The sequence below is a fragment of the Bartonella sp. AP88XZML genome (genome assembly GCF_042195565.1).
In the GTDB taxonomy this organism is placed as follows: Bacteria; Pseudomonadota; Alphaproteobacteria; order Rhizobiales; family Rhizobiaceae; genus Bartonella.
The window spans coordinates 260,588-287,450 of record NZ_JBHIOQ010000040.1 but is presented as its reverse complement, the minus strand read 5'-3'; the positions used below and the strand labels follow the sequence as shown (position 1 = coordinate 287,450).

At 37.6% G+C, this 26,863-nt stretch carries 21 protein-coding genes and 1 tRNA gene; 5 read left to right on the top strand and 17 right to left on the bottom strand.

What is annotated here, in order from left to right:
• Positions 1-156: 156 nt before the first annotated feature.
• The 4 genes from ACFIK2_RS05325 to ACFIK2_RS05310 form a co-directional block, all read right to left on the bottom strand.
• The gene (locus tag ACFIK2_RS05325; RefSeq protein ID WP_375676948.1) at positions 157-1,143 is read right to left on the bottom strand and encodes a DUF2125 domain-containing protein; all 987 of its coding nucleotides are present in this window, start codon (positions 1,141-1,143) and stop codon (positions 157-159) included.
• A 797-nt stretch (positions 1,144-1,940) separates the two neighbouring features.
• Positions 1,941-2,687 (bottom strand): glutamine amidotransferase, encoded by a 747-nt coding sequence (locus ACFIK2_RS05320; RefSeq protein WP_375606037.1) that lies wholly within the window; start codon positions 2,685-2,687, stop codon positions 1,941-1,943.
• A gap of 147 nt (positions 2,688-2,834) precedes the next feature.
• Positions 2,835-4,394, bottom strand: coding sequence for a heme biosynthesis protein HemY (locus ACFIK2_RS05315; RefSeq protein ID WP_375642816.1), 1,560 nt, complete (start codon positions 4,392-4,394; stop codon positions 2,835-2,837).
• Positions 4,395-4,405: 11 nt separating this feature from the next.
• Positions 4,406-5,590 (bottom strand): COG4223 family protein, encoded by a 1,185-nt coding sequence (locus tag ACFIK2_RS05310; protein ID WP_375671991.1) that lies wholly within the window; start codon positions 5,588-5,590, stop codon positions 4,406-4,408.
• 308 nt (positions 5,591-5,898) lie between these two features.
• On the opposite strand from ACFIK2_RS05310, the gene tsaD reads away from it, so the two are divergent.
• The 3 genes from tsaD to ACFIK2_RS05295 all read left to right on the top strand — a co-directional run bounded on the left by tsaD (position 5,899) and on the right by ACFIK2_RS05295 (position 9,611).
• A complete protein-coding gene (gene tsaD, locus ACFIK2_RS05305) occupies positions 5,899-6,993 on the top strand; it encodes a tRNA (adenosine(37)-N6)-threonylcarbamoyltransferase complex transferase subunit TsaD (RefSeq protein ID WP_375671992.1) in 1,095 nt (364 codons plus the stop codon).
• Between the two features lie 596 nt (positions 6,994-7,589).
• Positions 7,590-8,024, top strand: a complete 435-nt coding sequence (locus ACFIK2_RS05300; protein ID WP_375634332.1) for an EVE domain-containing protein — start codon at positions 7,590-7,592, stop codon at positions 8,022-8,024.
• Positions 8,025-8,930: 906 nt separating this feature from the next.
• Positions 8,931-9,611 carry a response regulator transcription factor gene (locus ACFIK2_RS05295; protein ID WP_375633600.1) on the top strand — a complete coding sequence of 227 codons (681 nt, stop codon included), beginning with the start codon at positions 8,931-8,933 and terminating at the stop codon, positions 9,609-9,611.
• A gap of 913 nt (positions 9,612-10,524) precedes the next feature.
• On the opposite strand, the gene ACFIK2_RS05290 is transcribed toward ACFIK2_RS05295, so the two are convergent.
• The 5 genes from ACFIK2_RS05290 to argH form a co-directional block, all read right to left on the bottom strand.
• Positions 10,525-11,295, bottom strand: coding sequence for a class I SAM-dependent methyltransferase (locus tag ACFIK2_RS05290; RefSeq protein ID WP_375632423.1), 771 nt, complete (start codon positions 11,293-11,295; stop codon positions 10,525-10,527).
• A 222-nt stretch (positions 11,296-11,517) separates the two neighbouring features.
• Positions 11,518-13,947 carry a TIGR02302 family protein gene (locus ACFIK2_RS05285; protein ID WP_375676947.1) on the bottom strand — a complete coding sequence of 810 codons (2,430 nt, stop codon included), beginning with the start codon at positions 13,945-13,947 and terminating at the stop codon, positions 11,518-11,520.
• A gap of 126 nt (positions 13,948-14,073) precedes the next feature.
• On the bottom strand, positions 14,074-15,354 hold the full coding sequence (gene lysA / locus ACFIK2_RS05280; protein WP_375634328.1) for a diaminopimelate decarboxylase: 1,281 nt from the start codon (positions 15,352-15,354) through the stop codon (positions 14,074-14,076).
• Between the two features lie 8 nt (positions 15,355-15,362).
• Positions 15,363-15,542 carry an LPS translocon maturation chaperone LptM gene (locus ACFIK2_RS05275; protein ID WP_375618333.1) on the bottom strand — a complete coding sequence of 60 codons (180 nt, stop codon included), beginning with the start codon at positions 15,540-15,542 and terminating at the stop codon, positions 15,363-15,365.
• 51 nt (positions 15,543-15,593) lie between these two features.
• A complete protein-coding gene (gene argH / locus ACFIK2_RS05270; protein WP_375633603.1) occupies positions 15,594-16,994 on the bottom strand; it encodes an argininosuccinate lyase in 1,401 nt (466 codons plus the stop codon).
• Between the two features lie 32 nt (positions 16,995-17,026).
• Between argH and ACFIK2_RS05265 the strand changes: the two genes are divergently transcribed.
• Positions 17,027-17,722, top strand: a complete 696-nt coding sequence (locus ACFIK2_RS05265) for a TlpA disulfide reductase family protein (protein WP_375634325.1) — start codon at positions 17,027-17,029, stop codon at positions 17,720-17,722.
• Positions 17,723-17,724: 2 nt separating this feature from the next.
• Here the strand turns inward: ACFIK2_RS05265 and ACFIK2_RS05260 are convergent, their stop codons facing one another.
• From ACFIK2_RS05260 to ACFIK2_RS05230, 7 genes are all read right to left on the bottom strand, one after another.
• On the bottom strand, positions 17,725-18,201 hold the full coding sequence (locus ACFIK2_RS05260; protein WP_375634323.1) for a YaiI/YqxD family protein: 477 nt from the start codon (positions 18,199-18,201) through the stop codon (positions 17,725-17,727).
• A 30-nt stretch (positions 18,202-18,231) separates the two neighbouring features.
• Positions 18,232-19,086 (bottom strand): YihY/virulence factor BrkB family protein, encoded by an 855-nt coding sequence (locus ACFIK2_RS05255; protein ID WP_375633605.1) that lies wholly within the window; start codon positions 19,084-19,086, stop codon positions 18,232-18,234.
• Between the two features lie 410 nt (positions 19,087-19,496).
• Positions 19,497-20,426, bottom strand: a complete 930-nt coding sequence (locus ACFIK2_RS05250; protein WP_375634321.1) for a prephenate/arogenate dehydrogenase family protein — start codon at positions 20,424-20,426, stop codon at positions 19,497-19,499.
• 1,956 nt (positions 20,427-22,382) lie between these two features.
• Positions 22,383-23,423 (bottom strand): DNA polymerase III subunit delta, encoded by a 1,041-nt coding sequence (holA, locus tag ACFIK2_RS05245; protein ID WP_375633607.1) that lies wholly within the window; start codon positions 23,421-23,423, stop codon positions 22,383-22,385.
• A gap of 4 nt (positions 23,424-23,427) precedes the next feature.
• Positions 23,428-24,222, bottom strand: coding sequence for an ABC transporter ATP-binding protein (locus ACFIK2_RS05240; RefSeq protein ID WP_375618340.1), 795 nt, complete (start codon positions 24,220-24,222; stop codon positions 23,428-23,430).
• Positions 24,215-25,111 carry an ABC transporter permease gene (locus ACFIK2_RS05235; RefSeq protein WP_375676946.1) on the bottom strand — a complete coding sequence of 299 codons (897 nt, stop codon included), beginning with the start codon at positions 25,109-25,111 and terminating at the stop codon, positions 24,215-24,217. The genes ACFIK2_RS05240 and ACFIK2_RS05235 overlap by 8 nt, the downstream gene beginning before the upstream one ends.
• Before the next feature lie 62 nt (positions 25,112-25,173).
• Entirely contained in the window at positions 25,174-26,151 is a 978-nt protein-coding gene (locus ACFIK2_RS05230) for an ABC transporter substrate-binding protein (RefSeq protein ID WP_375633609.1), read from the bottom strand.
• Between the two features lie 186 nt (positions 26,152-26,337).
• Between ACFIK2_RS05230 and ACFIK2_RS05225 the strand changes: the two genes are divergently transcribed.
• Positions 26,338-26,412 (top strand) — tRNA-Gly (locus ACFIK2_RS05225).
• A gap of 306 nt (positions 26,413-26,718) precedes the next feature.
• Here the strand turns inward: ACFIK2_RS05225 and ACFIK2_RS05220 are convergent.
• Positions 26,719-26,841: a hypothetical protein gene (locus ACFIK2_RS05220; protein WP_375633916.1), complete on the bottom strand. Its 123-nt coding sequence runs from the start codon at positions 26,839-26,841 to the stop codon at positions 26,719-26,721.
• Positions 26,842-26,863 lie beyond the last annotated feature (22 nt).

The window sequence follows — 26,863 nt, the reverse complement described above, 5'->3', positions numbered from 1 at the left end:
TAGGTGGTAATTTTTTATTTTTATAGCTATTTTTTTACCATTAAATACGCATTTTGTTAAAATAGATTTTGACACTCTAAAATTGCAAAAAAAGTATGAAAATCAGAAAAAATCGAAATTTGGTAGTAAAAATGAAAAAAGACTTTGGTACAACACCTAAAGCGGAGCAAGACGACCAAGTTTTAAAAAGCCTAATTTTACCCACCCATTGTTAATGAGCAAGGAAAGAACGGGAGTGCCGTCCGCATTTTTAGGCAAAACACCCAGAATAAAAAATAACGCTTGAAGATTATTGGCTTGCGCGGGAAATAAGTGCTGCAGAGTGTCAAGAAGCTTCATGGACTGAATAAGGACAAGTTCAAATTTTGCTGTCAAATATCCTTCATCATCAAAAGAAAAAGGTCCACTAATACGCACTGCACCACCTGTATGAAAAGTCAATTCACCTTGCTTTAAAAGTCCACTTTTTCCATACAGTCGCTGTTGCCAATTTTTTTCTTCATCTTCAGACTGAAAAGAGATGTCATTTAAAATCCATTTCAAATTGCCATCAATTTTAGGAATATCAACAAAAGAAGATTTTAAAAAAGGAGAAGCATCAAAACCGTCAAAAGTTATATGTCCCGATAAATTATTCTTTTCATGTTTTAGATCAAAACGCAAAAATTCTGCCGTTATTTTTTGAGGCATATCTTGTGGCTCTAACGGCTGAATAATCACGTCATGCGTATTTTGCAAAGATGCCGGATCTTCAATATTTTCTTGTGTCGTTTTTTTATCTGCCGTTTGTGCTCTTAATGCTTCTTGAAGCTTTTGATCTTCAGGGGAAGAGGAAAAAGATGAAATATCAAGCCCTTCAGCTATAAATTTCAATGTTTTACCCGTTTTCCAATAAGGCTCTGTTTCAATCACCAAATTGCGCCAATGCGATACTATGGGAGTTTTTCCGGAAAAAACAATTAATGCAGGAGAATGAACATTAAACTCGACCAAATGAGGTGCGTAAATTGGTGTACCAGCTGTCAAACGCCCCGTCGATAAAGAAACCCCATGTAAAGGCCAAGAAAATTGAAACTTGTCACAAACAACACCGACACGTAAAGGATAACCATCCTTGTGCACATTCTCACATACCGCCGCCATATTATGGGAAGATACTTTTGTGAATATATCAGAAACATAGTCTTCTATTTTACGTGAAAAAAAAACCAGAGTGCGCTATAAATAAATATCAGAGCAAGACAAAAGAGCCCACAAATTAAATAACTCAAAGAAAAACTTTTTTGTGATGATGGTATTTGAAAGGATTTAGACAATATTCAAACTTTCTTTATCTCTTAACTTCCTCCCCACCCTAAAAAGGATAAAGATTCCCAACCACGTTCAGTTTATACACAATCCAACTTCTTAATCGATCGGATTTTATCTACTGATCACTTCAAGAAGCCCCTATACATCGTTCTAAAGTATAGTATCTCATAAGCTTAATAAACAAGATTTTCTTAAAAAAAACCCATTACACCCTTTAACAAAAAACACCTCATGTGTAAAGTTTTACATAGATTTTCTACCTCTGCCTTAAACCATACTGTTTTACAGCACAACAAAAATGATAATGAATAGTGTCTCTTAACGATAAAGCCATTGAGCCCCCCATCTTTACGCTTATGGAGGAGCCAAGCCAGCACCATCATTATATTTGGCTAGCCCCCAAATGTTGCGACAACCCTTGACACTTAAGACAGTTCATAAGAAGCATTTTTAGTCTTTTCTTATACAGTTTTTGCCCACATACCAGCCCTACTTGTGACATGCAAGCAAGAAGTTTTTATTGAGTCAACATACACAGATTTGGAATGAGAAAACCTTACTATATTCGGAGTTCTCATTCAATATATAAAACCATGAATTACCTATATAAATCAATGCTTTGTCAATAATCACACAAGTACGGGCGGTGTACAAAAAATCTGGTGTAATGCGCTTTCAAACCATTGGCTCAAAGCTCGATCATAGATTAAACGACCTTTCAAATGTGCACAAGCAGGTTGAGCACCTTTTTCAGTCAATTTATGTGCCGAACGCACGACCAAACGCCGCATCATAGCGCGTGTAAATTCAGCATGAAACTGCAAGCCCCATGCATTGTTTCCATAACGAAAAGCTTGTGTAGGATATGTATTCCCTGTTGCCAAAAGCATTGCCTCTTTCGGTAAATCATAAATACCTTCATCATGGAAATGGTAGACCATCTCTGGCCAATTCATCAATTCCTTCCCTTGTGGGGTTGCTTCTAGTGGATACCAGCCGACTTCAACAGTCCCATCACTTCTTGTACCAACGCGCCCCCCTAGATTTCGCGCTAACATTTGTGCTCCAAGACAAATACCCAAAAAAGGCTTATTTTCCTTTAGTGATAACGAAATCCAATCAATTTCCTCACCAATATAGGCTTCGCTGTCATTCACACTCATCGGTCCCCCTAAAATAACAACGCCGGCATAATGCTCTAATGTATCAGGGAGTTTTTGTCCAAAAATAGGACGATAAATATCAAGAACAAAACCATTTTGTTGTAAAAATTTTCCCAACCGACCAGTATAAGTAGAGCGCCGATGAATAACGACAGCAATCCTTGGTTTGTTATTTTTTTGTTTTTTATCAAGACATCTCTGATTTAAAAACATTTTTTAACCAATCACCTCTGCTACCAAGCAAAACTTTATTTTTAAAGCATAAGAGAATAATTTTATTGGACAAGACTAACGATATTTTTTCTTCTAGGTCAATTGTTTCTTCTGAGAAAACATTCGTATTATCAACATTGGTGCAATTTAAAATAAACGAAATTTTTTCCTCGATAAAGATGTTTCTTCTTCTGTTTTAACCCCTGGATCATCAACATTTAAGTGAGTTTGACTGAACATTTTTACATCTTTTTCTTTTATATCTTGTTTCTCCACCTGCACATTATGCAAAAGAGAATCATCTACAGGTGTTAATTTTTCAAGCTTCTTATCTCCAACATCATCACTTTTTCCCATAACATACTCTTTGTCTTGCCTTTTCGACACAATATTGTCCGCCTCTAATGTGAGAGAAGGCATACAAGGAGGCGCCTTCCATTCAAAACAGCCCAAACGTCCACTGATTGGAGAAACCACTGACCAAGAAGAAAAAATGGCCCCATCACACATCCACACTGGATCACGTTCAGCACGAAGTGCTAAAGAAAGCCATTGACGCACAGCACCTTGATTGTTTCCCTGTGCCTCTTCAATATCTGCCAACAATAAATAAACACTTTCCCGTGGATGACATTGTAATGCTTTTTGTGCCTTCTCTCTTGCTAATGCTGTTTCACCAGCATCCAAAGCTGCTTTAGCAATAAGGAAAGCCGACTCAAATGCATCTTTATTATAAGAAGCAAGTGTCTTAGCCCTTTTCAATCGCCCAATGGCTCCTTCTTCTCTTTCAAGATAAAGCGCTCCCAAGTCAGGATGAGGCTCCTTTTGCCAAGCCGCTATAATCATTTTATCCGCTTTACGCGTTTCGTTTAATTTATAAAGAATATCAGCAGCAATAACTATTATTGGAACAAAATCAGGCGCCAATTTATGGGCTTTCAAAATAGCTTCACGTGCTTGTACAGGATGTGTATCAAACAAAGAAAGTGCCTGCCCACTTAGTAGTAAAACCTGTATATGCTGCCGCTCTGGAATCGCGCGAATAGAACGCGGGAGAGCTTTTTGCGTTCTTTCAAAAATAGTAAGTGCCTTATCCCATTTACCCTCAGTACTTAACCGATCAAGCACCGCCTGATGCGCCCATAAAAGTGCTGGCGATAAAGTCAGTGCCTCTTCAGCATATTGTTGCGCTGCCTCATAAGCTTTACTCTTCATTGCTTCACGAAACAAACCATAAAGTCCAACCAGTTTTGTCGGATCTTCCTTTCTCATCTCTTCATAAAGACCGATGGCGCGAACAGAGTCATTTTGTAAAGACAAGGTTTGCGCTTGTAAGAGTTTTACCAATGGCTCTTGTTTCCCTGCAAGATATTTAGCAACACGTGCTTCCATTTTTTGCGCAACCATACTATCACCAGCAAAAGTTGCAAGAATCCCCTTTGAAAGAGCTTCGTAACCACGCTTTTGATGGCGTTTATAAAAATAATTGGAAAGAGCATTCGGTATGGAAAAAAAGAAAGACAATAACCACCATAAAAGCACCAGCGTTACAAAAAATAAAATAAGCACACTTAACACTGTAAGAAATGAAGCAGAAAATCTGAAATGCAAAAATGTGAGAACAAAAATACCATTGTGATTAGCAACCCACGTGAAAGCTAAACCGAGGATACAAACAACAAAAATATAAATAAAAACACGTATCATCTTGGGCCTATTTACATCTTTGTTGCTTTAAAAGATCCTTGTTGCACAGACAATAACAATTGCTGCAACAACTGTTGAATAGCAATATGTCTTTCAAGCTGCTTAACAAAATCCATTGAAACATCTTTTGCACTTTGGGGCAATGATTGCCATTCGCTCAAAGCCTTTTCGTAATCACCAGCTTGAATGGCAACTTCCATGCGTGCCGCAATAGCCCCCAGCGTTGTCCCTTCAACATTTCCAATCGGTCGCGAAACAATGAGCCCTTTTATCCACGCTAAAATTCGGTCAAAAAAACCAGCATCTGACGCAACAAGATTTTGCGTACCAACAATTGCATCAGCAACATGAGCAAAATCAACTGAAAGTTGTGCTGAACTTGGAAGACCCACAGTAGCTGTTTTTTGCAACACATCAAGTCCATTAATCGAAGGCGATAATTGCCGCAACAGCTTTAATTCATTATTATAAGATCCACCACGCTCTATAGCATTTTTTAATGAACTAATTGCAGTAAAGAGCGCGGTATCTATTTCTTTTTTCTCACTATTTTTAACAGCAGTTTCTTCCTGTAGTGCTTCTAACTGTTGTTTTAACGCAGCAAGATCATTTGCATTGCTCTGCCCAACAGACAAAGCCGTCTCTATCTCTTTCGACTTTCTAACAAAAGTTTGTACAGTTTCTTCAAGAGCTTTTACTTTTTCCTCTAAAATCGCAAAAGCTTTTTTGCTTTCTTCTTTCGATAGTTCATCATTTTTCGTTGTTTTAAACTGTTGTGATGAAAAAGAAGAAAACTCTGTTTTTAACGTATCAATTTCTTGAAAGACCCGCCTCAATTGTTCCTTTGTGTCTTCACCTTGACTTTTTGCGGCTTCAGCAATCTGCAAAGCTTTTTCTCCTCCAGCAGAATTTTCCACAAAAGGAGAAGGAAAAAAACCAGCCCATTGAAGCCCCATAAAAACTCCCAAAGCAATGAATCCTCCCAAAATCCCAGAAAGGGACAAGAAAAGCCAAGTTGTACTAGAGATACTTTTATCCTGACCTTGCATATTCTGTTTTTCTCGCGCATGAGATTCTACAGAATTATGGATTTTTTCCTCTGAATCATGGGGAACAGCTTCATGTTCAATAACTGGTTTCTTACGGCGCGTACCAGCATAATGTGGTTTAACTTTTGGTTTTGAAGAATCGACCATCTCTGTCACTTTTCGTGCACACTTTTTTTAATGATAAAATAATAAAATGAAAAAAGTTTTAAAAACGCAGCTTTTCTCAATAATATTTACAATTATCGCCTTTAATAGACAAGTTTTAAAAAAAACATTTGCATTTTATACTCGAAAATACAGCTTTATTTTTTAATCCATGATATCATAAAATTCAAAGAAAATGCCAAAACACATATTTTTCATAGAAAAATCAATTCTAAGAGAAATACTTTGCATCTTTTTCTGTTCATGGTACGCACGCAGGAAAGAAGCTTCAATATAAGGTTTTGTTTAAAATGCGTCTGCTGGGAATAGAAACAAGTTGTGATGAAACGGCAGCAGCTGTCATTGAGTATAACAATGAATCAAACAGCCAAATTCTTTCCAATGTTGTTTGGAGTCAAATTGATCACCATGCACCTTACGGCGGTGTTGTTCCTGAAATTGCTGCTCGTGCCCATGTTGAAGTTCTTGATCATTTAATTCTGCAAGCACTAACAGAAGCAAACACAAAATTAAAAGATATTGATGGCATTGCAGCCACCAGTGGACCTGGTTTGATAGGAGGATTGTTGGTAGGCGTTATGAGCGCAAAAGCACTCTCTCTTGCCACTGGCAAACCATTTATTGCGGTAAATCACTTAGAGGGACATGCTTTAACAGCTGTGTTAACGCACAACGTCAGCTTCCCTTATTTATTACTTTTAGTTTCAGGGGGTCATACACAAACAATCATTGTTCATGGAGTAGGCAACTACCAACGTTTAGGAACCACTATTGATGATGCATTAGGAGAAGCCTTTGATAAAACAGCAAAACTTTTAGGTCTTCCTTATCCTGGTGGACCAGCACTTGAAAAAGCAGCTTTATTTGGTGATAAAAATCGCATCCCTCTTCCACGTCCTTTAAAAGGTGAAAAACGATTAGATTTTTCTTTTTCAGGACTCAAAACTGCTGTTCGACAAGCCGCAACAGCCATAGCTCCTCTTACAGAAAATGATATTGCTGACATTGCCGCAAGTTTTCAAGCCGCCGTAACCGATACAGTACGTGATCGCGTTCACCTCGCTCTACAGCACTTTGCCCACCAATATCCTCTCTCTCATGATCAAGAAAAGCGTTCTCCTGCTTTGGTTGTCGCAGGCGGTGTTGCCGCAAACCAAGCCATTCGCTCTACGTTGCAAAAACTTGCCCATCAACATGGTTTTGAATTTATAGCCCCTCCTCTTTCCTTGTGTACCGATAATGCTGCAATGATTGCTTTTGCCGGTGCACAAAAACTCGTACGAGGAGAAACAAACTCTCTTGACATTGCACCCCGCTCACGCTGGCCATTAGATGAAAAAGCCCCGCCCTTGATCGGGATGGGACGCCGTGGAACAAAAGCATAATAAAATTGACGTCCTACACACATCTTAAAGAACGAAGATTTCTACTCAATCCGGTCTATAGATAGTCCGAATTCTCTATCGAGCAGATTCCACCTGCTTCCCACTAACACAATTCACTTAACCCAAAGATCGACACGTAAACCTAAATATTCACCACACATTCTTAAAAACTTCATGTTTCAAAAAACTACCTTATATCATTACACTTCAAATGACGGTATTTTACAGCATAATAAGATCTACTCTCTCCCACGAAGCATAGATATGAATGCCATTCGTTGACCTCATCATCTTTGATCATTTATTCGTTTCATTGTCATTGTAATCTTAAAGCTTTTTAGAACCAATTTTCTTAATTTTTTCCAACAAACTCTTATAGTAACCGCATTTCAAACCATAGCTGAAAAGATAAGCAAAGAGCAAAATACTTTTATACAACATGAAATATCAATGGAGCGTGTCTCTCTACTACACATTATTTTGAAACAAGAAAAAATAGATAATAGTCGTTCTTTACCCCATTTTAAAAATCATCGTTGATGGTATTACAAAGATGCTTATAAAAATGCATAACAGTCTATGAAAAAGGAGAACTCATGGCTTATTGGCTTTTTAAATCTGAACCCCATAAATGGTCATGGGAGATGCAAAAGAAAAAAGGAGCTGATGGCGAACAATGGGATGGTGTACGCAATTATCAAGCCCGTAACAATATGCGCGCTATGAAATATGGTGATAAAGGTTTTTTTTATCATTCAAATAAAGGTTTAGAAATTGTAGGAATTGTAGAAATATGTGCTGAAGCGCACCCTGATTCTACAAGCTCTGATCCACGCTGGGAATGTGTGGACATCCGTGCACTTTGTGACATGCCAACACCTGTTTCATTAAAACAAATTAAAGCCAATCCCAAACTAGCAAATATGGTGCTGGTCAAAGCCAGCCGCTTATCAGTGCAACCCGTAACAGAAGATGAATGGAAAGAAGTCTGTTTAATGGGCAACCTTAAGGAGGAAATGCTTTTATCTTAAAACAATAATTTTTATTCATTAACTCATATAAAAAGATGCTTCATAGCGCAGAAGAATAAGCTCAACACATCCTTCTGTTGAGGTATTCTCATGCTAAATGCATAAATATGATATTTTTCTTTGTCATTTTTTATCCTGCACTCTTTCTCAATACAGTCTCCTTCCAAATTACACAAAAAACCTCTTTATGATGCATCTTTTCGGCATTGCTAAAGGCAAAGCTTGCTCAACGATTATAATAAGCAACACCACGAACATAACACACAATCCCCTTCGCACACAAATGCAACAAAAAAACAAAACTGAACGTGGATAAAAACAATAAAAACGATCGTGAAGTTCTCCTAAACAGTGCATATGTGCTAAGTGTTGCACAATTCTCTTCACGCTTAAAAAACGCATCATATTGCGTGTTTATTGTTTTGCATGTTGGACGAGTGCACCTCATACCGCAGGATTCTCTCATTCCCAACCTGTTTTATATTGAATCAATCAAAAGCTATTGGCTTGCACATTCTAAGCGGAGAAAGTCCCATATAGATAAAAAACGTGAAAGAAAGCACTAAAAATTCCTCCTATGAATCGTCTCAAATGCCAAGGACTGTCCGCAACACCCACGAGCTGGCAAAGTGAATGATAGTGCCAGCTTGTTTCTCCATAAGCGTAAAGATGATGACACTCAATAGCTAAAACACCTTCTAGAACATAAAAAACGCTTCCAACCAATACGTAAAATACTCTGCAGACGGAATACCTTCTTTTCAGCAAGCAACCATTAGAAATTATAAAAGTTTATTTTTTAGAAGCGTTCTTTTTTAATTTTCCTCTTTTAATTTTTCTTGCATGAAATCTCATTTTTCATGAAACTATATCAATCAGTGCATCAACATGCCTATAAGGAAAAACATGAACCACTATACTCTTTTAATCGTTGAAGACGATGATCTACGCCCCATTTTAGTAGAACAATTTCAAATGCATCAAGAGTTTAAAATTTTCCAAGCAAAAACAGCAGAAGCGGGAATGAGAATAATCCAAGAAGAAAATATTGATCTCACTATTTTGGGATTTCAACTTCCTGATCTTGATGGCTACAAAGCCGTTAAACAATTACGCACCCAAGGATTTCGTGCCCCCATTATCATGATAACAAATTATGATACAGACTGTGATAATATTTTAGATCTTGAAACAGGCGCCAATGATTATGTAACAAAACCCTTTCGCTTTGCGGTGCTATTAGCGAGAATTCGGGCACAGTTGCGCCAATATGAACAAAATGAAGACGCAACCTTTCATATTGGTCCCTATACTTTTAAACTAAGACAAAAACTTCTTCTTGATCAATGCAACAATAAAATCTGTCTCACAGAAAAAGAAGCAGCAATCCTTAAATGTCTCTATCATGCCAATGATAAAATTGTCAGCCGTGAAACATTGTTAGAACAAGTTTGGGGATATAATGAAAATATTATCACCCATACTTTAGAAACCCATATCTATCGTTTGCGACAAAAAATCGAAAACGATCCGTCCAATGCGCAAATTCTCATAACAGATCAAAATGGTTACCGTTTAAATCTTTAATTCGAGATTTTCTGTTTCAAAAATAATTTTAATATCCTAAATGAAAACAGAAACGAGATGAAAAAACTTCACGTATAATTCGAATGCTATTACATATACATAGAACTTACTCTTATCTGTACTCTTATGACAAAATATATAACATTATGAATAAAAAACGAAATATTCCAACATGAGAACCAAAAACAAAAATGCTTTCAACCCTCACGATATACTTTGTAACTTCTGTTTCACATGCTTTTGTTCTTTCTAAAGTTTTTAATATGTTTCGCATATAAATAATCGTGATATCTTTTAGCAACATTCTTGATCATAACTATCATCTTTAGATGAGTGCTATTTATGATTATTTTTTCAGAAAAACCGCTCCACGCACTGCTTTATCTCACATTCACTAGCCTAAATTGAGAGATGTTTTTTATCTTTATAATTTTCTTCTATTCTTTATGATTTTATCTCCTCTTAAGAGGTTATATAATTAATGATATAACGCTAAATGTTTATCCTAACGATAAAGCCACTGAGCACCACCATCTTTACGTTTATACAAAGAATAAGCCAGCACCATCACACACTTATGTTAGATCTAGATGTTGCAGAGGAGCCCTTGATACTTGAGATGGTTCATAAGAAGCATTTTAATCCTTCCTTGTACAGTTTTTAACCACCATAAACCATATTATGCAAGATCCCTTGGATCTCTGCTATTTTTACGAAGATACCAGTATTTTTTTCTTTTAAAATGTTTCCACTATTCATGAAATATGGTTCGGTATATAGATACTTGAGATTTTTATTCACATACCAATTCCACATATTAATGTACAAAAGAATATTTTTAAACTGTAAATGCAAAAAATTGAAATAAGAGAATCCTTCTATACTTGCGGTTCTTATGACAATGACAAAATGATTAATTATCTTTATAAATTAAAATATTTCTTGTCTGTGGCGATAAAGCAGGAATAAAAATACGTCGCGACTGACGACGCTGTACGAGCAAACCCTGATAAACACGTTTTTGTGCCTGACACATTAAGAGTCCACCAAAATAAGGCAAAAGATAGCGAGCAAATGGCTCGTAAAAAAATGAGAACAACCGCGAAAAATACCCCGTAGAGGGCATATAGTGTACAATTTCTTGTATTGGCCCAGAAACAAAATTTGTTTTTTCGAACAAACGAGTAATTTGTTGCCGACTATAGGGTTCGCCATAACCAAAGGGTGTAGTAATATTGCGCGCCCAAAAGCCAGAGCGATTAGGTACAATAACGATCAAGTGGCCATTAGGTGCTAAAACACGCCATATTTCATTCAACGTTTCAAATGAATTTTCTGTATATTCTAATGCATGTACTAATAAAATACAGTCAACTGACGCATCAGGAAGCGGCAAATCTTCTTCAAAAACAAGCGCTGTAGCAACTTGCTCAGAACAAGGCCAAGGCGAAACACCCTGAGCAGCAGGCATAAAAGCAAAACATTGTTGGGCACGTTCACGCAATGTAGAAAGATAAGGAAGTGCATAACCCAATCCCATAATCCGTTTATCCGTAAGATCAGGCCACCATAAATTCAATTGGTCACACAGCGTCTTTTGCACACGTAGTCCAAGTGCAGAAGCATAAAAATCTTTCAGCGTAACGATATCCAACTCAACATACCATGTAGAAACAAATTTCAAACATTACAGATTTTCATATACCAAACCTATATGGACTTCTGCTTTTTTTCCGCAATAGCGAACATTTCAATATTGCATATTTTAAACTTAAATGATTAAAAAATCAGTACAACAGGATGATTATTGCCTTACAAGCACTTTAATCATTTTTTTGGAGATAAACCCCATAGAGATTCTTCATACACTGTTTTTGACATCAATTAAGAAAAAAAACAACACTGGTTAATTAAAATGAAGCAATCTTTCAAGATAGTTTTTTTCTTCTTCTGAAAGATGCTCTTTACCAAGACGTTTGCGAATTTCATCCAAAATCTGCCGCGTACGCATTTGATCACTTTCTTGTGGTAGTGCCTCGCCTTCTTGTTCTTCATCTGTTTTTGAAGAAAGTGGACGTCCTAACGGATCTTTAGGACCAGAATCAGCATTTTGCTCATCTCCCGTTTCTTTAAGTGTTTCGCGCATTTTTTTCAAAACATTTTGTGCACCTTGCCTCAAAGATTCCAAAGCATCAGACTGATTTTGTATAGATACCTGATGATTTCCATTATCAAGCGCATTTTCCGCAGAATTCATTTTTTCTTCTGCCCTTTTCAATGCGCCCCCTGTTTCAAATCCTCGTTCTGATAATTCTTTTTCTAATGTTGATAATTCAGATTGCAATTCAGCTTGACGTTTTTTTAAAGATTTTTTTTGTGTTTCCGGTATATTTTCTCCGCGTTTTTGTTCCATCTCTAACTGATGTGTTTCATTGAGAATTTCTTGCTGACGACGCATTAAATCTCCAAGCTGGTCCATCTTTTCTTTCATTTGTGCAGATTGGCTTTTTTCTCCCTCATTTTGATTGCCTTTTTGCACATGCAAATGATCAAGCGTCTGTTCAACTTCCGCCAAGAGTTGTTCAGCTGCTAAAGAAGAGCCTGTTTTAGCCATTTCCTCAATTAAATTTAGCTTTTCTTGTAATGTAGCTTCAGAAAGATTAGGACTTTTTGAGCTTTTAGAATTTTTAGAAACTTGACTATCCGGTGCTTTTTCAGCCAAAGCACGAATATACTCATCCATAGCTTGACGTAAATCTGCCATAAGCCGTTCAATTTCTGCCGCTGAAGCACCGTAACGCAATGCATCACGTAAAGCAGCTTGTGCTTGTTTTAACTTTTTTTGCACGGATTCAAGTTGATTGCCTTCAATACCCAAAGCAATTTGCCATAAATAATCCACCACATCGCGCAAATCCTCGTCTGTTTGTGCTAAAGAAAGTCTTGTCCACGCACTTTGTAGAACAATAAAATGCGATGCATTTTGCAACCCCTTTTCTGGACGCACAAGCAAAGCAGAAAGCATATCAAGTACCCGCTCTCGCGCTAAAGGATTAAGAGCTAATAAACGACGCAGTTCAACCACTGCGCGTGCAACAGGATTCGAAAAAACACACTGTGGTAATATCATAACAAAAGTTTTGCTACGCCCTTTCTGCCCCGCACCATCTTCTGCCACCAAAGTAATTTTGACTTGCGAACCCGCCCATGGATGCGCTGATATATCCTGCACCATTCGCATTTTCCCCTTTCCACCACGCGGAAGAAGAAGCTCTATTTCCGGAGCATTATAAAGAGAAGAAGCACTTTTATTCTGAGGAAGAAAAGGCTCTATTTCAACAAAAGCCTTTGTCACACCATAATCATCATCCACCACATATCGTAACTCCAATGATCCTGTTAAAATCCTCCCTGGTTTTTCCAACCAATGAATTGTTGGAAGCGTGTCCTTAATTATCTGCAAGTGCCATTGCTGTTTTTTACGACGTGATGATACAAATAAATTTATTGAATGCTTTAAATGTGTTTCAAAATGAACAATTGGATCATTCAAAGCTGTTTGTTCCGTTTTCTCTGAAAACGAAACTTCCCTCCCATCTTCTACAGATTTTGCTTTTACTGTAATGCCAGCCCCATTGACAACACGCACAACAACATTACTCCCTTCAGGGATTTCTAGTTGTGTTTTCTCATCTTTTGTCAAATAAATCGGTGCCACACCGGTATAAGCAGGTGGTGTTACCCAAGCATCAATCCGCATGAGTTTTTCATCAACGACAGGACGAAAATCAAAGGCATCAGCCAAACGCCCCCCTTGTGAACCAAAAGAAAAACTAAAAGCGCACACAAAAAGAAGAGCACACAAAGCCCTCAAAGCCAAAGGATCATAATCCGCACTATTAAGAGAGATAAATCCCGTTTTTAAATGGTATAATTGCTTTGCCATTCGGCGTTGATGTTCACGCCAAATAACAGCACTAAAATCTTCATCATTTTCAGAACATAAACGATCTGTCTGAATATTCAAAGGCTGATGTCTAAGATCATTGACGCGTTCAAGGCGGCAATTTACTTCCCGCATTGTGGGAAACCGAAAACGAATAAGAAAAAATAAACTCGCCCCAGCACAAATAAGTATAACCCCAAGTAAGAGCAAATGTGACCAATAGCCCCAAATACCAAAAAGTCCCAACCAGCTAAACGAACAAAAGAGACTAAGAACGAGGAAAAATGGCAACAACCGTACCCACATCCGTTCAAATGAAAGGATCCCCCACATCAAAATGCGCACACACAAAAGCTTCATTGCAAAACCTTTGATGTTTTTATTTTTCATAAACAAGCATTTATCCCCTTTTATCGTGGTGCATTAAGATCATAAACCCCATACAAAACAATTTCTAGAAAATAAATTGTTTCATCAAAGTTTAGTAAAAATAAGACCCAAAATATTTAATAATGCTCAATCTAATTTGGGCTCAATCCAATCTGGAATATGATCACAGCCTATCAATTGTGCATAATCAAGGCGTGGACGAATGACTGCATAACGCGTATCCTGAACCAGAACTTCCGGCACCAAAAGTCGACTATTATAAGTGCTTGCCATCACTGCGCCATAAGCCCCTGCTCCTGTTAACATCAAAACATCACCCGCTTTCAACACTGGTAAAGAACGTTCCAAGCCTAAATAATCACCAGTTTCACAAATAGGACCAACAATATCAGCATTAATCAGAGGGGCATCTACTGGTGTTTTTTTCACTGGCATTACATTTTGCCACGCATCATAAAGCGTTGGACGCATGAAATCATTCATCGCCGCATCAACAATAACAAAATTTCGTCCTTCCCCCTTTTTTAAATACACAACCGATGTTACCAATACACCGGCTTCACCAACAATACTACGCCCAGGTTCTAGGATAATATTGATCCCTAAAGGCGCAATATGTTTCTTTACCAGTGCTGCATACTCAAAAGGAGAAGGTACTGGATGCTGCTCATAACCATAAGGAATACCAAGCCCACCCCCAATATCGATATGGGTTATCGCATAACCATTATTCCATAATTGACGCACAAAATCTGCAACAATAACAAATGCATCTTCAAACGGTTTTAAATCACAAATTTGACTGCCAATATGGAGATCAACACCACACACATGAAGACCGGGCAATTGGGCTGCTTTTTTATATGCATCACCCGCCAAAGACAGTGGAATACCAAATTTATTCTCAGACTTACCTGTTGTAATTTTCTTGTGAGTCTTAGCATCCACATCAGGATTAATGCGTAAAGAAATACGAGCCGTTTTTGAAAGCGCAGCAGCCCGCGCCGATAATTGTTCAAGTTCTGGCTCTGATTCAACGTTAAAACAATAAATATCTTGTGCAAGAGCAAAATCTATTTCTCTCACTGTTTTACCAACACCAGAATAAACAATATTCTGCGCAGGAATACCAACAGCAAGTGCACGCCGTAATTCCCCTTCTGAGACCACATCAGCTCCCGCTCCATTGTTAGCTAAAAGTTGTAAAACTGCTTGATTGGAATTCGCTTTAACCGCATAAGCAATTAAACTCGGCATATCATGAAATGCATTCTGATAATCTTTAAAATGTGCAACGATTGCGCTAGCTGAATAACAATAGAAAGGTGTTCCAACTTCCCGCGCAAGTTCCAAAAGAGAAAGACCTTCAGCGTGAAGCACACCCTGATGATAAGAAAAAAAACGCATAAAAATTCCTATTGTATTAACCGATCAAGAATAAAAGGTTTATCTGTTTTGCCTTGAGAAACAAAAGTTCCTTGTGAAGAATTCACTCCTGTTGAAGGAGGTAACTCTAATGACCCTTTACGCCCACACCCAACAATACCCAAGCCCCCCAAAAGGACAATCACCAACCCCTTTAATATAATTTTCATTTGTCCTCTTTCCTCATCTCGATTTCTTTTTTACCTTTAAAATACAATCACTCAAGCGCTCACGAGACGCTTTTTCCAATACGCAATTTGCCGAAGAACCTCTGAAGGCGCTGTTCCTCCAAAGCTTTTACGACTTTCAACAGATTTTTCAACGGTCAAAACATCAAAAAGTGTCGCATTGATATCAGGACAAATTGCTTGAAGTTCATCTAATGATAAATCATGAAGGCGACACTGTTTTTTTTCTGCCAATGCCACAGCACACCCTGTGATGTGATGTGCTTTGCGAAAAGGAATCCCTAAATTGCGTACAAGCCAATCCGCAAAATCTGTAGCTGTTGCATACCCTAAATCCGCTGCTTGTTTCATGGCTTTTTTACTCACTTTCAAATCAGCAATCATCCCTGTCATTGCTGCTAGTGATAATTCCAAACTCAAAGCCCCATCAAACACATATTCCTTATCTTCTTGCATATCCTTTGAATAAGCAAGCGGTAATCCTTTCATCACCGTTAACAATCCCATAAGTGCACCATTCAATCGACCTGCTTTCGCTCGTACTAACTCTGCCGCATCAGGATTTCTCTTTTGTGGCATAATGGAAGACCCTGTTGAAAAAGCATCTGATAAATGAATAAAACAAAACTGTGCACTTGACCAAAGAACAATTTCTTCCGCCAATCGCGAAAGATGTGTTGCACAAAGAGCGCCAGCGCTTAAAAATTCCAATGCAAAGTCACGATCTGAAACACTATCAATTGAATTGCGTGTAGGTTCCCGAAAGCCTAGCGCTTTTGCTGTCATAAAACGGTCAATTGGAAAGCCTGTCCCCGCTAAAGCAGCCGCCCCTAAAGGCGATTCATTCATTCGCTCAACAGCATCACGCATCCGCGATAAATCTCGACCAAACATTTCAACATAAGCCATCATATAATGACCCAATGTTACGGGTTGAGCCAATTGTAAATGCGTAAAGCCTGGCATAAAGGTATCAACATGTTGTTCTGCGCGAATAAGTAATTGCTCTATCAATCCTTTTAAAGCTTGTGCTATTTTTTGCGTTGCTTCACGTACCCACAAGCGAAAATCAACAGCAACTTGATCATTGCGTGAACGCGCCGTATGCAAACGTCCTGCTGCAGGACCAATCAACGCACTCAACCGCGCTTCAATATTCATATGAATATCTTCAAGCTTTCGTGAAAAAACAAATTTACCGTCTTCAATTTCTTGGCGAATAAGTTTCAAACCATGAACAATTTTTTCATAATCTGATTGTGAAATGATTTTCGTTTGCGCTAACATAGCTGCATGAGAAAGAGAACCTTCAATATCTTGTCGATAAAGTTTTTGATCAAAATCAATAGAGGCATTAATTTCTTCCATAATTGCAGCAGGACCTGCCGCAAACCGACCACCCCACATTTGGTTCTTTAACTTCTCATCTGTCATATTCTGAAAACACCCATCCAAAGGACAAAATTATGATTTTTCAAATTTTCATCAGCGAAAAAAACAATAAAAAAAGGCAACTCTCCCTTGCATTCTTTATCATTGCACTGAGTTTATACGCAACCATAAACTACGATACCAAAAGAGAGTTTTTTCTTTTCAATTTCATTTCAGCAGCACAAGCACAAGAAATAAACATTAATAAAGCACGAGCAGAAAAAATGATGGCGATACGAAAAGCAGCAAAAGGCTTTTTTAGCCACATACGATTTGCTGATACGCTCTCAGATATGAACAAACTCTCTTTCAAGGATATTCAAGGAAAAGAGCGCACACTCAGCGAATTTACCGGAAAACCAATGCTGGTCAATCTATGGGCTATTTGGTGTGCACCTTGCCGCACAGAAATGCCTGAACTTGCGCAATTAAAACGTGAATTAGGTGGAGAAAACTTTGATGTCATAGCTATTAATATCGATAAAACTGCTTCTCCTGAAAAAATTCAGCAATTTTTACAGAATCTTCATTCAGACAATTTGCTTTACTATCGCGATGAAACAATGGATATTTTCAACAATGTTAGAAAACAGGGGCTCGCTTTAGGACTCCCCATTACATTGCTCATTGATAAAGAAGGATATCTCATTGCTTCTTTCAATGGTGCAGCTCCATGGGCCAATGACGATGCCAAAGCACTTATAAAAGCAATCATTAAAGAAGCCCTATAACTTTAATAACCGCGTCTTTTTAAACGTTGTATAACAATATCCAGTGCTGACAAAAAAGCAGAACGGTCTTTACGAGAAAAAGGACGGGGACCACCTATTATACTACCCTGTCCACGCAAATCTTCCATCAAATTGCGCATCGCCAAAGCCTGACCAATTGAATTTACATCAAAAATACGCCCCGTTGGCGAAAGACAAAAACCCCCAGCTTGCACAACCCGCGCTGCTAAAGGAATATCACTGGTAATAACGATACTTGCCTCATGCACATGTTCTACGATCCAATCATCAGCACCATTGAATTCACCAGCAACGACCACTCTTTCAATGAGTGCTTCATCTGGAAGGGACAAAGAACGATTTGCCACAACAAATGTCTTAAGCTGATAACGATTCATCACACGATAAACTTCATCTTTTACGGGACAAGCATCTGCATCAATCAACAAAGTGATAGCAGGCTTTATTGGGATACTCATACCTTGGCTTTCAAGTAATAATAAACTCTTTCATTCATCTGAATGTTGCAAATCCTTGCGATAAAACATTATCGCCGCGTTTATTTCTCCTCCCAAAATAAAAATTGCACTCAATATGTAGAGAAAAATAATAGCAACCATAATAGATGCCAACCCTGCATAGGTAGAAATATAATCAAACATCGTTAAATATTGCGCAAAAGCGATAGAAGCCATAAACCATATAAACATTGTCACCACTATTCCTGGTAAAATATCTATAAATTTCCGCCGCCCTGCTGGAAGCCATTTATGAACAATCAAAAGACTGATAAACAAAATAATGATTGCAACTGTATAACGCCATACACGAATAGCAGCAATATATTCAGTCATAAAAAAAGAATGATTTTGCATAATTTTGATCAACAAAGGCGCCAGAATCAATAAAAAGCTAATCACAACAAGACCAACAGCTCCAAGGATTACAAAAAACAGACTTTGAAAACGACAAAACAACAAACTCCGTCGATCAGTAACACGGTAAGCTTTATTTAAAGCCGTACGCAAAGCCTCTATCCCATTAGAAGCAAAATAAGCCGCTCCAATGACAGAAAGCGTCAACACACCTCCTCGATGAATGGTTAAAACATTGACAATTTCCTGAGATAAAGGCTCTGCGATAACATCAGGCAATAACTGCACCAGTGCTTTAATTTTTTGCGGTGTATAGGTAAAAGCACCTAGAAAACGAGCAAACGATGTTCCAAAAATAAAAAAAGGGAAAAATGCTAAAAGCCCCGATAGCGCAACATGGCTTGCAAAAGCACTCCCATTATCACGCCAATAATGACTTACTGCGTCACCCAAAATACGATAGCTATACCAAAAGATATTTTTTAACAAAACTCAATACTTTCTGGTAAAACTCTTCCTCAGTCTATTTCAAGTTTTATAAAAATCATCAAAGCTCTGCAAATAAACATTTTGCAATGTTGCAATATAACGGTCAATAATCAATACGGTCAAGCCCGACTTTATACCAAAACAAAAACAATAACCCACTCTATGAAGTTCTACAACAACCTCATTTTTTTGTTACTTCTACAGATCAGTAACCTCTTCTGTACATTATATGCCCTATAGAGAGCTAAGCAAGATGATCGTGCACACATAAAACCTTTTAAAGTCATGGTTATCTGTATCGGAGCAATCGTCACTCTTTTTTATTGCAATCTATGACTGAATAAAGAAAAAACTTCTTATCGATTTCTAGAAAAAACCAACGAAATTCAACAAAAACCCCTTGCTTTTATTCACCCTTTTTTAGAAACACTCTGACGTCCAAAATCAGGAGCATCAATTTCCTGTCCAGCATCAATAATATTGCGACGTACAGCACGCGTACGTGTAAAAAAGTTAAACAGTGTCTCACCATCTCCTAAATGAATTGCCCGTTCTAAAAAAGCAAGCCCCTCACTAAAACGGCTCAACATTTCTAAAATAGCATCCTTATTATGCAAACAAATATCTCGCCACATAACGGGATCAGAAGATGCTAAACGCGTAAAATCACGAAAACCGGAAGCGGAATAAGCAATTACTTCCGAATTTGTTACTTTTTCTAAATCACTCGCTGTCCCAACAGTATTATACGCAATCAAATGGGGTAAATGTGAAACAATAGCCAAAACAAGATCATGATGCTTAGGTTCCATCTTTTCGACACGCGCACCACAAGCTTCCCAAAACGCTGTTAATTGTGCGACAGCAGCAGCATCGCTATCCGCAAAAGGCGTTAAAATACACCAACGATTCATAAATAAATCAGCAAAACCAGCATCCGGTCCTGAATATTCCGTTCCAGCAATTGGATGCCCTGGAATAAAATGAACCGTTTTTGGCAATAAAGGTGCCATTTCCGCAATAACCAACGCTTTCGTAGAACCAACATCACTCACAATCGCTCCAAGTTTTAAATGATCACGAATGGTTTTTGCCACTTCTGCACTAGCCCCAACAGGAACAGAAAGAATAACCAAATCTGCTCCTTCAACAGCTTTTGTATTATCTGTCGTATAAAAGTCCCCAAGCTCCAATTCACGCGCTCTTTTCAGGGTTTCTGGACGACGTGTTGCAATAGAAATCTGAGCCGCAAGATTTTTCTTTTTAATCACTCTTGCTAAAGAAGACCCAATCAGACCGATCCCAATGAGTGCTATTTTTTCAAACTGAATATGGAGCATCTTTCACCTTCAAAGATTCTTTGCAAATGGCAATAAAGACTAATTGTAAAATCACAATTTTCTTGTTTGTTTGTTCAAGAGTTATGCGTAAAACATTAAAAAATGACAACTAGGGAATAAAGAATAACGCAGTTTACCAATTATCACCTGCGCAAGCTGACAACAGATCACTTTACCTAGAAAACACATAAAAAATAAATGACGAGAAATCTAACATCACGCTCTAAAACTCCCTCTTAATTACTGATCAAAGCGCATCACCGAAACAAAATAAAATGCACTCTCAATGAGGATAACAACGACTCTACATAAAATCCCATCAGTTTACTTTATCTTACTAATTTTACTCACAAAAAAACACATCAAAAGCGTAAGCAGACACTAGCTCTTCTCCAATTATCCCGATACGTTCATTAATTTGTACATCAGACCTATATAAAAACGTATTAAGCCTCCACCTACAACAACAACATAAGTTTCGCGAATATTGAAAACACCGTAAAACAACGCATACCAAAAGATACCATTAAAAACATTTTCCTCTCCAGATTCCGGATACCATAAATCAAATAAATATGAGAAAAACACGACCTCTCAATAAAGAAAAAGTTTGATAATAAAAACACCGAATATCCCTTTAATGGAATCACACCCCTCACGTAAAACAGAACGCCCTAAATAGAATAGATTTGGATTACAAATTCATGCGTTTGTTTTAAAAAGGCATCTCGCTCTCTAGCCTATCTCACGACAGTGTTCGTAAATGTTATAACTATAAATCTATTAAGCACGACCCTCTTCACACTTAATAAAACACTATCATTATATTTTCCTACCCCCAATGTTGCAAAAAACCTTGGAATTTGAGAGCATTCATAAGAGGCATTTTAGTGCTTTCTTGCACAATTTTTATCCACACGCCCCCACTTATGACGTGCAAAAGACATTGTTCTGATTGATTCAATATGAAAAATAATAAATTATTAATAATAAACAATGGCTAGCTCTGTTTATGAGACACATTCATTGCTAAGATAATCATCTCTATATCAAACATAAAAGTTTCCCCATAGGTGTTGTCATTTTCATCATAATCTATTTTGACTTTCTCCTCATCCCACGAAGATTCTTAATTCATACCAATCTGCAAATAATTCATTTTCTTGTCTAAAAGATTCCTCTGGCTCACTATTTTATGTGATTCAATTAATCTATAATACATTGATTTATAAAAATAATACTTTTTTCAATTTGAATCATAACTTCGAATACTGTAAAATTCTTCCATCACAAACCCTCTTATCAATTAAAATCTCTTGTCTACACATCACAAGAAGACATGTGAGCAAAAATGATGAAAAACGCTTTCTAATGCTAAAAACTGTAGCAACATTAGAGGCTAGCAAAGTATATAATGAGTGTCGACTTGCACTTTTATTAAGCATAAAGATAGAGTTGCTCTATGGGTTTTATATTCTTCACAAGGAACTTTACTTCTACACCATTCATAAACACCGCCGCAAAATAGATATGACGCGCATTGAAAAATATTTCTAAGAAAGCGTATGAATCTACCATACAAGTGTCTTCTGTTGTTTGAGATACTCTTTTTTACACGGGGGTGTTACTCCATTAAGACTCTATGAACCAACCTAATATTCACCAAATACCCACACAAAAAAACATCGAACACATAAAATTTGATATGGGCCTCGTATCACTACCCTAAAAAACAGTATTTTACGACACAACAAAATAATAAAACTGTTTCAAAATGGCCTTTTGAAAATAAACTATTTCTTTTGAAGAAAAATTTCTATCAAGCTTTCAAGCTCCTAAAATACATCCTCAAAAATACAAGTTCCCTCAACCTCTACTTGATAGCATAACAGTTTTAATTACTGAAAATACCTCTGTGGTATACCAAAAATAAAAAATCATTATATTTCTAGGCTGTTAAGCTGCCATCTGGCGTCGTGCAATAATTGTAAGCCCTAACAAAACTTGACGAATGATAGCTTCGCCCAAAAGTGGATTTTTACGACTGTCTAAAACAGCACTCTGAATTCTTTCCATTGCATAAGAAATTTGTTCTAACTTCCAATATTTTAAAGCTTGTTCAACGATCTTTTTCCGTTGAAAAAAAATGGGAGGACGTGCCTGAGAAACCACCGTAAAAGGTGAATTTCCTTCAACCTCTACCTGATAACGCAATAGCTGTAATTGCTGAAAATGCCTTTGAGCTGTACTCAAAATTAAAAAAAGTGCCCCCTGCACTGCTGCATGTCGGTTAAAATGCGCTTCAAAGCCTGATATATCGCCCAATAAAAGAGCATCAATGACTTCATCTTGAGAAAGAGCACTGACATCGCTTACAACAGCTTTCACATCTTCAAGAGTAATACGAACATTTGCAGCATAAAGACAAAGCTTTTCTAATTCACCTCGTGATACAAGGCGATCCGCCCCTAAACATTCATGCAACCATCTACGTGCATCTAAAGAAAGAGTCTTCTTAAACTGTCCTAAAACCTCATCAATCAAACCGTCAAGAGAACGCATATCATCGGCAAAACAGGGCAAAGCCATCGCTTTTGATGCTGTTTCAACAGCATTGCGCAACCCTGTTCCTTTTTTTAAATCCCCTGCCTCAATGAGAATAAAACAAGCTTCTGGTGGTTTCTCAATTAAAAGCTTTAAGGCAGCAAGAAAACCTTTTTGGTTAGCAGCATTAGAGATCCATATCAAACGATCTCCCCCAAAAAGCGATAACGTACGCGCTTCATTTTCTAAACGTGCAGGATCTTTATCAATTTCAGCAGCATCCAAACGAATTGTCGAAAATGGATCTTCTATTGCTACCCGTGTAAGTTTTGCAAAACATTGTGCACGCTCACAAATAAGACCACGATCTGGCCCATAAATGAGAACAATAGGAAAAGCACGTGAAAAGCGCATTAGAAACTGATCAACTTCATGTGCTTTTTTCTGAGCCACACTATTAATCCATTAACAGTTCATCATCATCAAGAACTTCCCCGCGAACTTTCTGAAACATGCCAATTAAATCATTTACATCCAAGCCCTTACGCTCTTCATGACAGACATCCAAAATCACTTTTCCACCATGCAACATCAAGGTACGATCGCCATAATCAAGAGCCTGACGCATAGAATGAGTCACCATGATAGTCGTTAATTTTTTCTCTTCAACGATTTTTTCAGTCAACCGCATCACAAAATCAGCCATTCCAGGATCAAGCGCTGAGGTATGTTCATCAAGCAATAAAACATCCGCATGTGCTAATGTTGCCATCACAAGACAAACTGCTTGGCGTTGCCCACCTGACAAACTATCCATAGGATTATGAATATATGCTTCAAGACCAATGCCTAATTGAGCAATTTTCTCTCGAAAAAATTGCCGTTTCTCATGATTTAAAGCCGCACGTAAACCACGACGACTTCCTCGAAGAGCAGCAAGAGCCAAATTTTCTTCAATTGTTAAAGAACCACAACTTCCCTCTAAAGAATCTTGAAAAACACAAGCAATCTTTCCAGCGCGTTCACTGACTGATTGCCTAGAAACATTTTGTCCATTGATAACCACTTTCCCCGTTGAGGGAAGCGTTGCACCCGCTAAAACACTGAGCAAAGTTGATTTACCAGCACCATTTGAACCAATAACCGTAACAAAACTACCCTGATCAATTTTCAGGTTAATATCAATTAAAGCCTGTTTTTCCAAAGGTGTTTGCGGTTTAAATGTGACCCCAACATGAAAAAATTCAATCACGTTTATGCCTCCTCCAATAGCGTGGCACAATAAGGGTTAAAACAACCAACAACGAAGTAATAAACTGAAGATCTGTCGACGTATCAATACCAATGCCATTTGCTTCAAATGCAAATTGCACCGCCACACGATAAAGTACAGACCCTACAATACAGCTGATTATAATCCAAAAAATATTGCGCGTACGAAAGAGAGTTTCACCAATAATCACGGCTGCCAATCCAAAAACAATTGTTCCAATTCCACCGGTAATATCTGTTGCAATCGCAGTTTGAATATAAAGAGAACCACCAAGTGCCACACACGCATTGGAAAGCCCCATTCCAAAATATATCAATGCTGATGTATGAACACCTTGCGCCGTCGCCATGCGTGGATTAGCGCCCATTGCACGCATAGCAAGACCAATCTCACTTTCCAAAAAGCGCCAAATCAAAAACGCCATAACGAGCAACACAATACCAACGAAAAGAGGACGCACAAAAATATCAGACAAACCAAACAGATTATAAAAGGGCGTTAACGCCGTATCAGCAAGAGCTAAATTAACATTAGACCCTCCCATAATTCCCATAATACGAAGATTAACCGTATAAAGTGCCGACATTGTTAAAATAGAAGCTAAAAGATTCAAAATACCAAAATGCAAACTCAACAGAGCGGTTAATAAACCAGCTACCATGCCTGCACAAAAAGCACATGCCATAGCTGTCCATGCATTAAAACCTAAAAGAATCAAGACGCCACAGACACAAGACCCAAGAAGAAATGAGCCATCAACTGTTAAATCAGGAAAGTCCAAAACGCGAAAAGAGAGATAAACCCCTATAGCCACAAACGCATAAATAAGACCTAATTCTACAGCGCCAGAAAACGCAAATATATTCATGTAAAGACAATCCCCATGAAAACTTAACGTATTTTATTGTATCAACATCCTATCAATGAAAGTCATTGAATCACTTTTGTTGCACGATCAATAACTGCCTGCGGAATAACAATCCCCGCTTTTTTTGCTGCTTTCATATCAATTCGAATGTCATTATTAGCCGCCTGCACAACATCAATATCACCAGGCTTTTCACCCTTTAGAATACGCACAACCAACTTCCCAGCATCAACCCCTACATCATAGAAATTCACACCTTGCGTCATAAAGGGACCGCGTCCAATAGAATTAGCATCAACAGTAAATACAGGAACATTTGCTTCCTGTGAGACCTTTACTGCCCCCTCTAAAACAGAAAGAACCGTATTATCAGCGGGAATAAAAATGATATCTACCTTACCTATTAAAGCCCGTGTTGCCGCCTGAACATCTGAAGGTTTTGGTGCTGATGAAGGAATGATTTCAATTCCAACTTTTTTTGCCGCATCTTTTAACACCTTAAGTGTTGAAACAGAATTTGCTTCAGAAGCATTATAGAGATAACCAATTTTTTTCAAATCTGGTTTTACTTCTTGTAAAAGTTTAACACTTTCTGCAACATCTATACGATCAGAACTCCCCGTCATATTACCGCCAGGTTTGGTAAGCGAAGAAACGATTTTAGCTCCGATAGGATCAGAAATCGCCGCAAAAACGATAGGAATTGTTTTTGTTGCCGCAAGCATCGTTTGTGCTGAAGGCGTGGTAATTGCTACAATAACATCGGGTTTATCACCAACAAATTTACGTGCAATTTGCGTTGCTGTTGAAATATTACCCTGCGCTGATAAAAAGGTAAGTTGAAAATTTTCACCTTGCTTATAACCATTTTCTGTAAGAACATCTTCCACACCTTTACGAACGGCATCCGCAGCAGGATGGACCATAATTTGCGTTATTGCAACTTTAACGCGTTTAACTTGGTCATCTGCCTTTGCAACACTGTTCATCATAAAAACAGTTGCAATGATAATCCCTAATATATTTATTCTCTTCAACATTATATTCCACCCCTCTCCATGCAAAAATTAAAAAAAGAATAATCTATTACTGAAGAATTTTCTAAAATCAATCTTTATTTCATTTTATTTAAACATGGACAAAATAAATCAAACTAAAATGATATTTTTTTGTTGCAATTCGTAGAAGCCTACGCCATACAGACAAGACATATATCGAATCGGTAAGCGGGTGTAGCTCAGGGGTAGAGCACAACCTTGCCAAGGTTGGGGTCGTGGGTTCGAATCCCATCGCCCGCTCCATTGAATTTTGTATTTATTCGTTCTTGTGTGGAGTTATAGCTTGTCATCGGTTGTTGTAGCTGTATGTAGCTTGCCAGCAGGTTTTGTATATTTTTCCACTCGATCTTGTATCAATTTATTTTTTTTCAAAGTTTTTCTAAGATTCGTAATTTCTTATGAAGCATCTATTGGATTGGGGGCTTAGATTTAAGATAATAATTTTTAACTTAGACGGATTTTTTACAGCCCCCGTATAAAAGATTAATTAGAAATGATGAGCAATGACAAGAAAAACAAATGTTAAACAAATCAAAAATTGACTTATCATTAGATGAATAATTTTTGTTCAAAAGTACGTTTTTTACCAAAATTGTGCCCTAAAATGAAGGTTGTTGATTTTTCAAATGGCGTGTCTTCTATTAATTCAACATTCGCTTCAGATACATTCAATATTATCTCTTCTAAAAATTTA

Coding starts and splice junctions, on each gene's coding strand:
- lysA (WP_375634328.1), bottom strand. CDS start 15,354: ATGCGTTTTTTTTCTTATCATCAGGGTGTGCTTCACGCTGAAGGTCTT.
- ACFIK2_RS05265 (WP_375634325.1), top strand. CDS start 17,027: ATGATTTTTCAAATTTTCATCAGCGAAAAAAACAATAAAAAAAGGCAA.
- argH (WP_375633603.1), bottom strand. CDS start 16,994: ATGACAGATGAGAAGTTAAAGAACCAAATGTGGGGTGGTCGGTTTGCG.
- ACFIK2_RS05295 (WP_375633600.1), top strand. CDS start 8,931: ATGAACCACTATACTCTTTTAATCGTTGAAGACGATGATCTACGCCCC.
- ACFIK2_RS05315 (WP_375642816.1), bottom strand. CDS start 4,394: ATGATACGTGTTTTTATTTATATTTTTGTTGTTTGTATCCTCGGTTTA.
- ACFIK2_RS05285 (WP_375676947.1), bottom strand. CDS start 13,947: ATGAAAAATAAAAACATCAAAGGTTTTGCAATGAAGCTTTTGTGTGTG.
- ACFIK2_RS05250 (WP_375634321.1), bottom strand. CDS start 20,426: ATGCTCCATATTCAGTTTGAAAAAATAGCACTCATTGGGATCGGTCTG.
- tsaD (WP_375671992.1), top strand. CDS start 5,899: ATGCGTCTGCTGGGAATAGAAACAAGTTGTGATGAAACGGCAGCAGCT.
- ACFIK2_RS05320 (WP_375606037.1), bottom strand. CDS start 2,687: ATGTTTTTAAATCAGAGATGTCTTGATAAAAAACAAAAAAATAACAAA.
- ACFIK2_RS05300 (WP_375634332.1), top strand. CDS start 7,590: ATGGCTTATTGGCTTTTTAAATCTGAACCCCATAAATGGTCATGGGAG.
- ACFIK2_RS05230 (WP_375633609.1), bottom strand. CDS start 26,151: ATGTTGAAGAGAATAAATATATTAGGGATTATCATTGCAACTGTTTTT.
- ACFIK2_RS05275 (WP_375618333.1), bottom strand. CDS start 15,542: ATGAAAATTATATTAAAGGGGTTGGTGATTGTCCTTTTGGGGGGCTTG.
- ACFIK2_RS05235 (WP_375676946.1), bottom strand. CDS start 25,111: ATGAATATATTTGCGTTTTCTGGCGCTGTAGAATTAGGTCTTATTTAT.
- ACFIK2_RS05310 (WP_375671991.1), bottom strand. CDS start 5,590: ATGGTCGATTCTTCAAAACCAAAAGTTAAACCACATTATGCTGGTACG.
- ACFIK2_RS05260 (WP_375634323.1), bottom strand. CDS start 18,201: ATGAGTATCCCAATAAAGCCTGCTATCACTTTGTTGATTGATGCAGAT.
- ACFIK2_RS05325 (WP_375676948.1), bottom strand. CDS start 1,143: ATGGCGGCGGTATGTGAGAATGTGCACAAGGATGGTTATCCTTTACGT.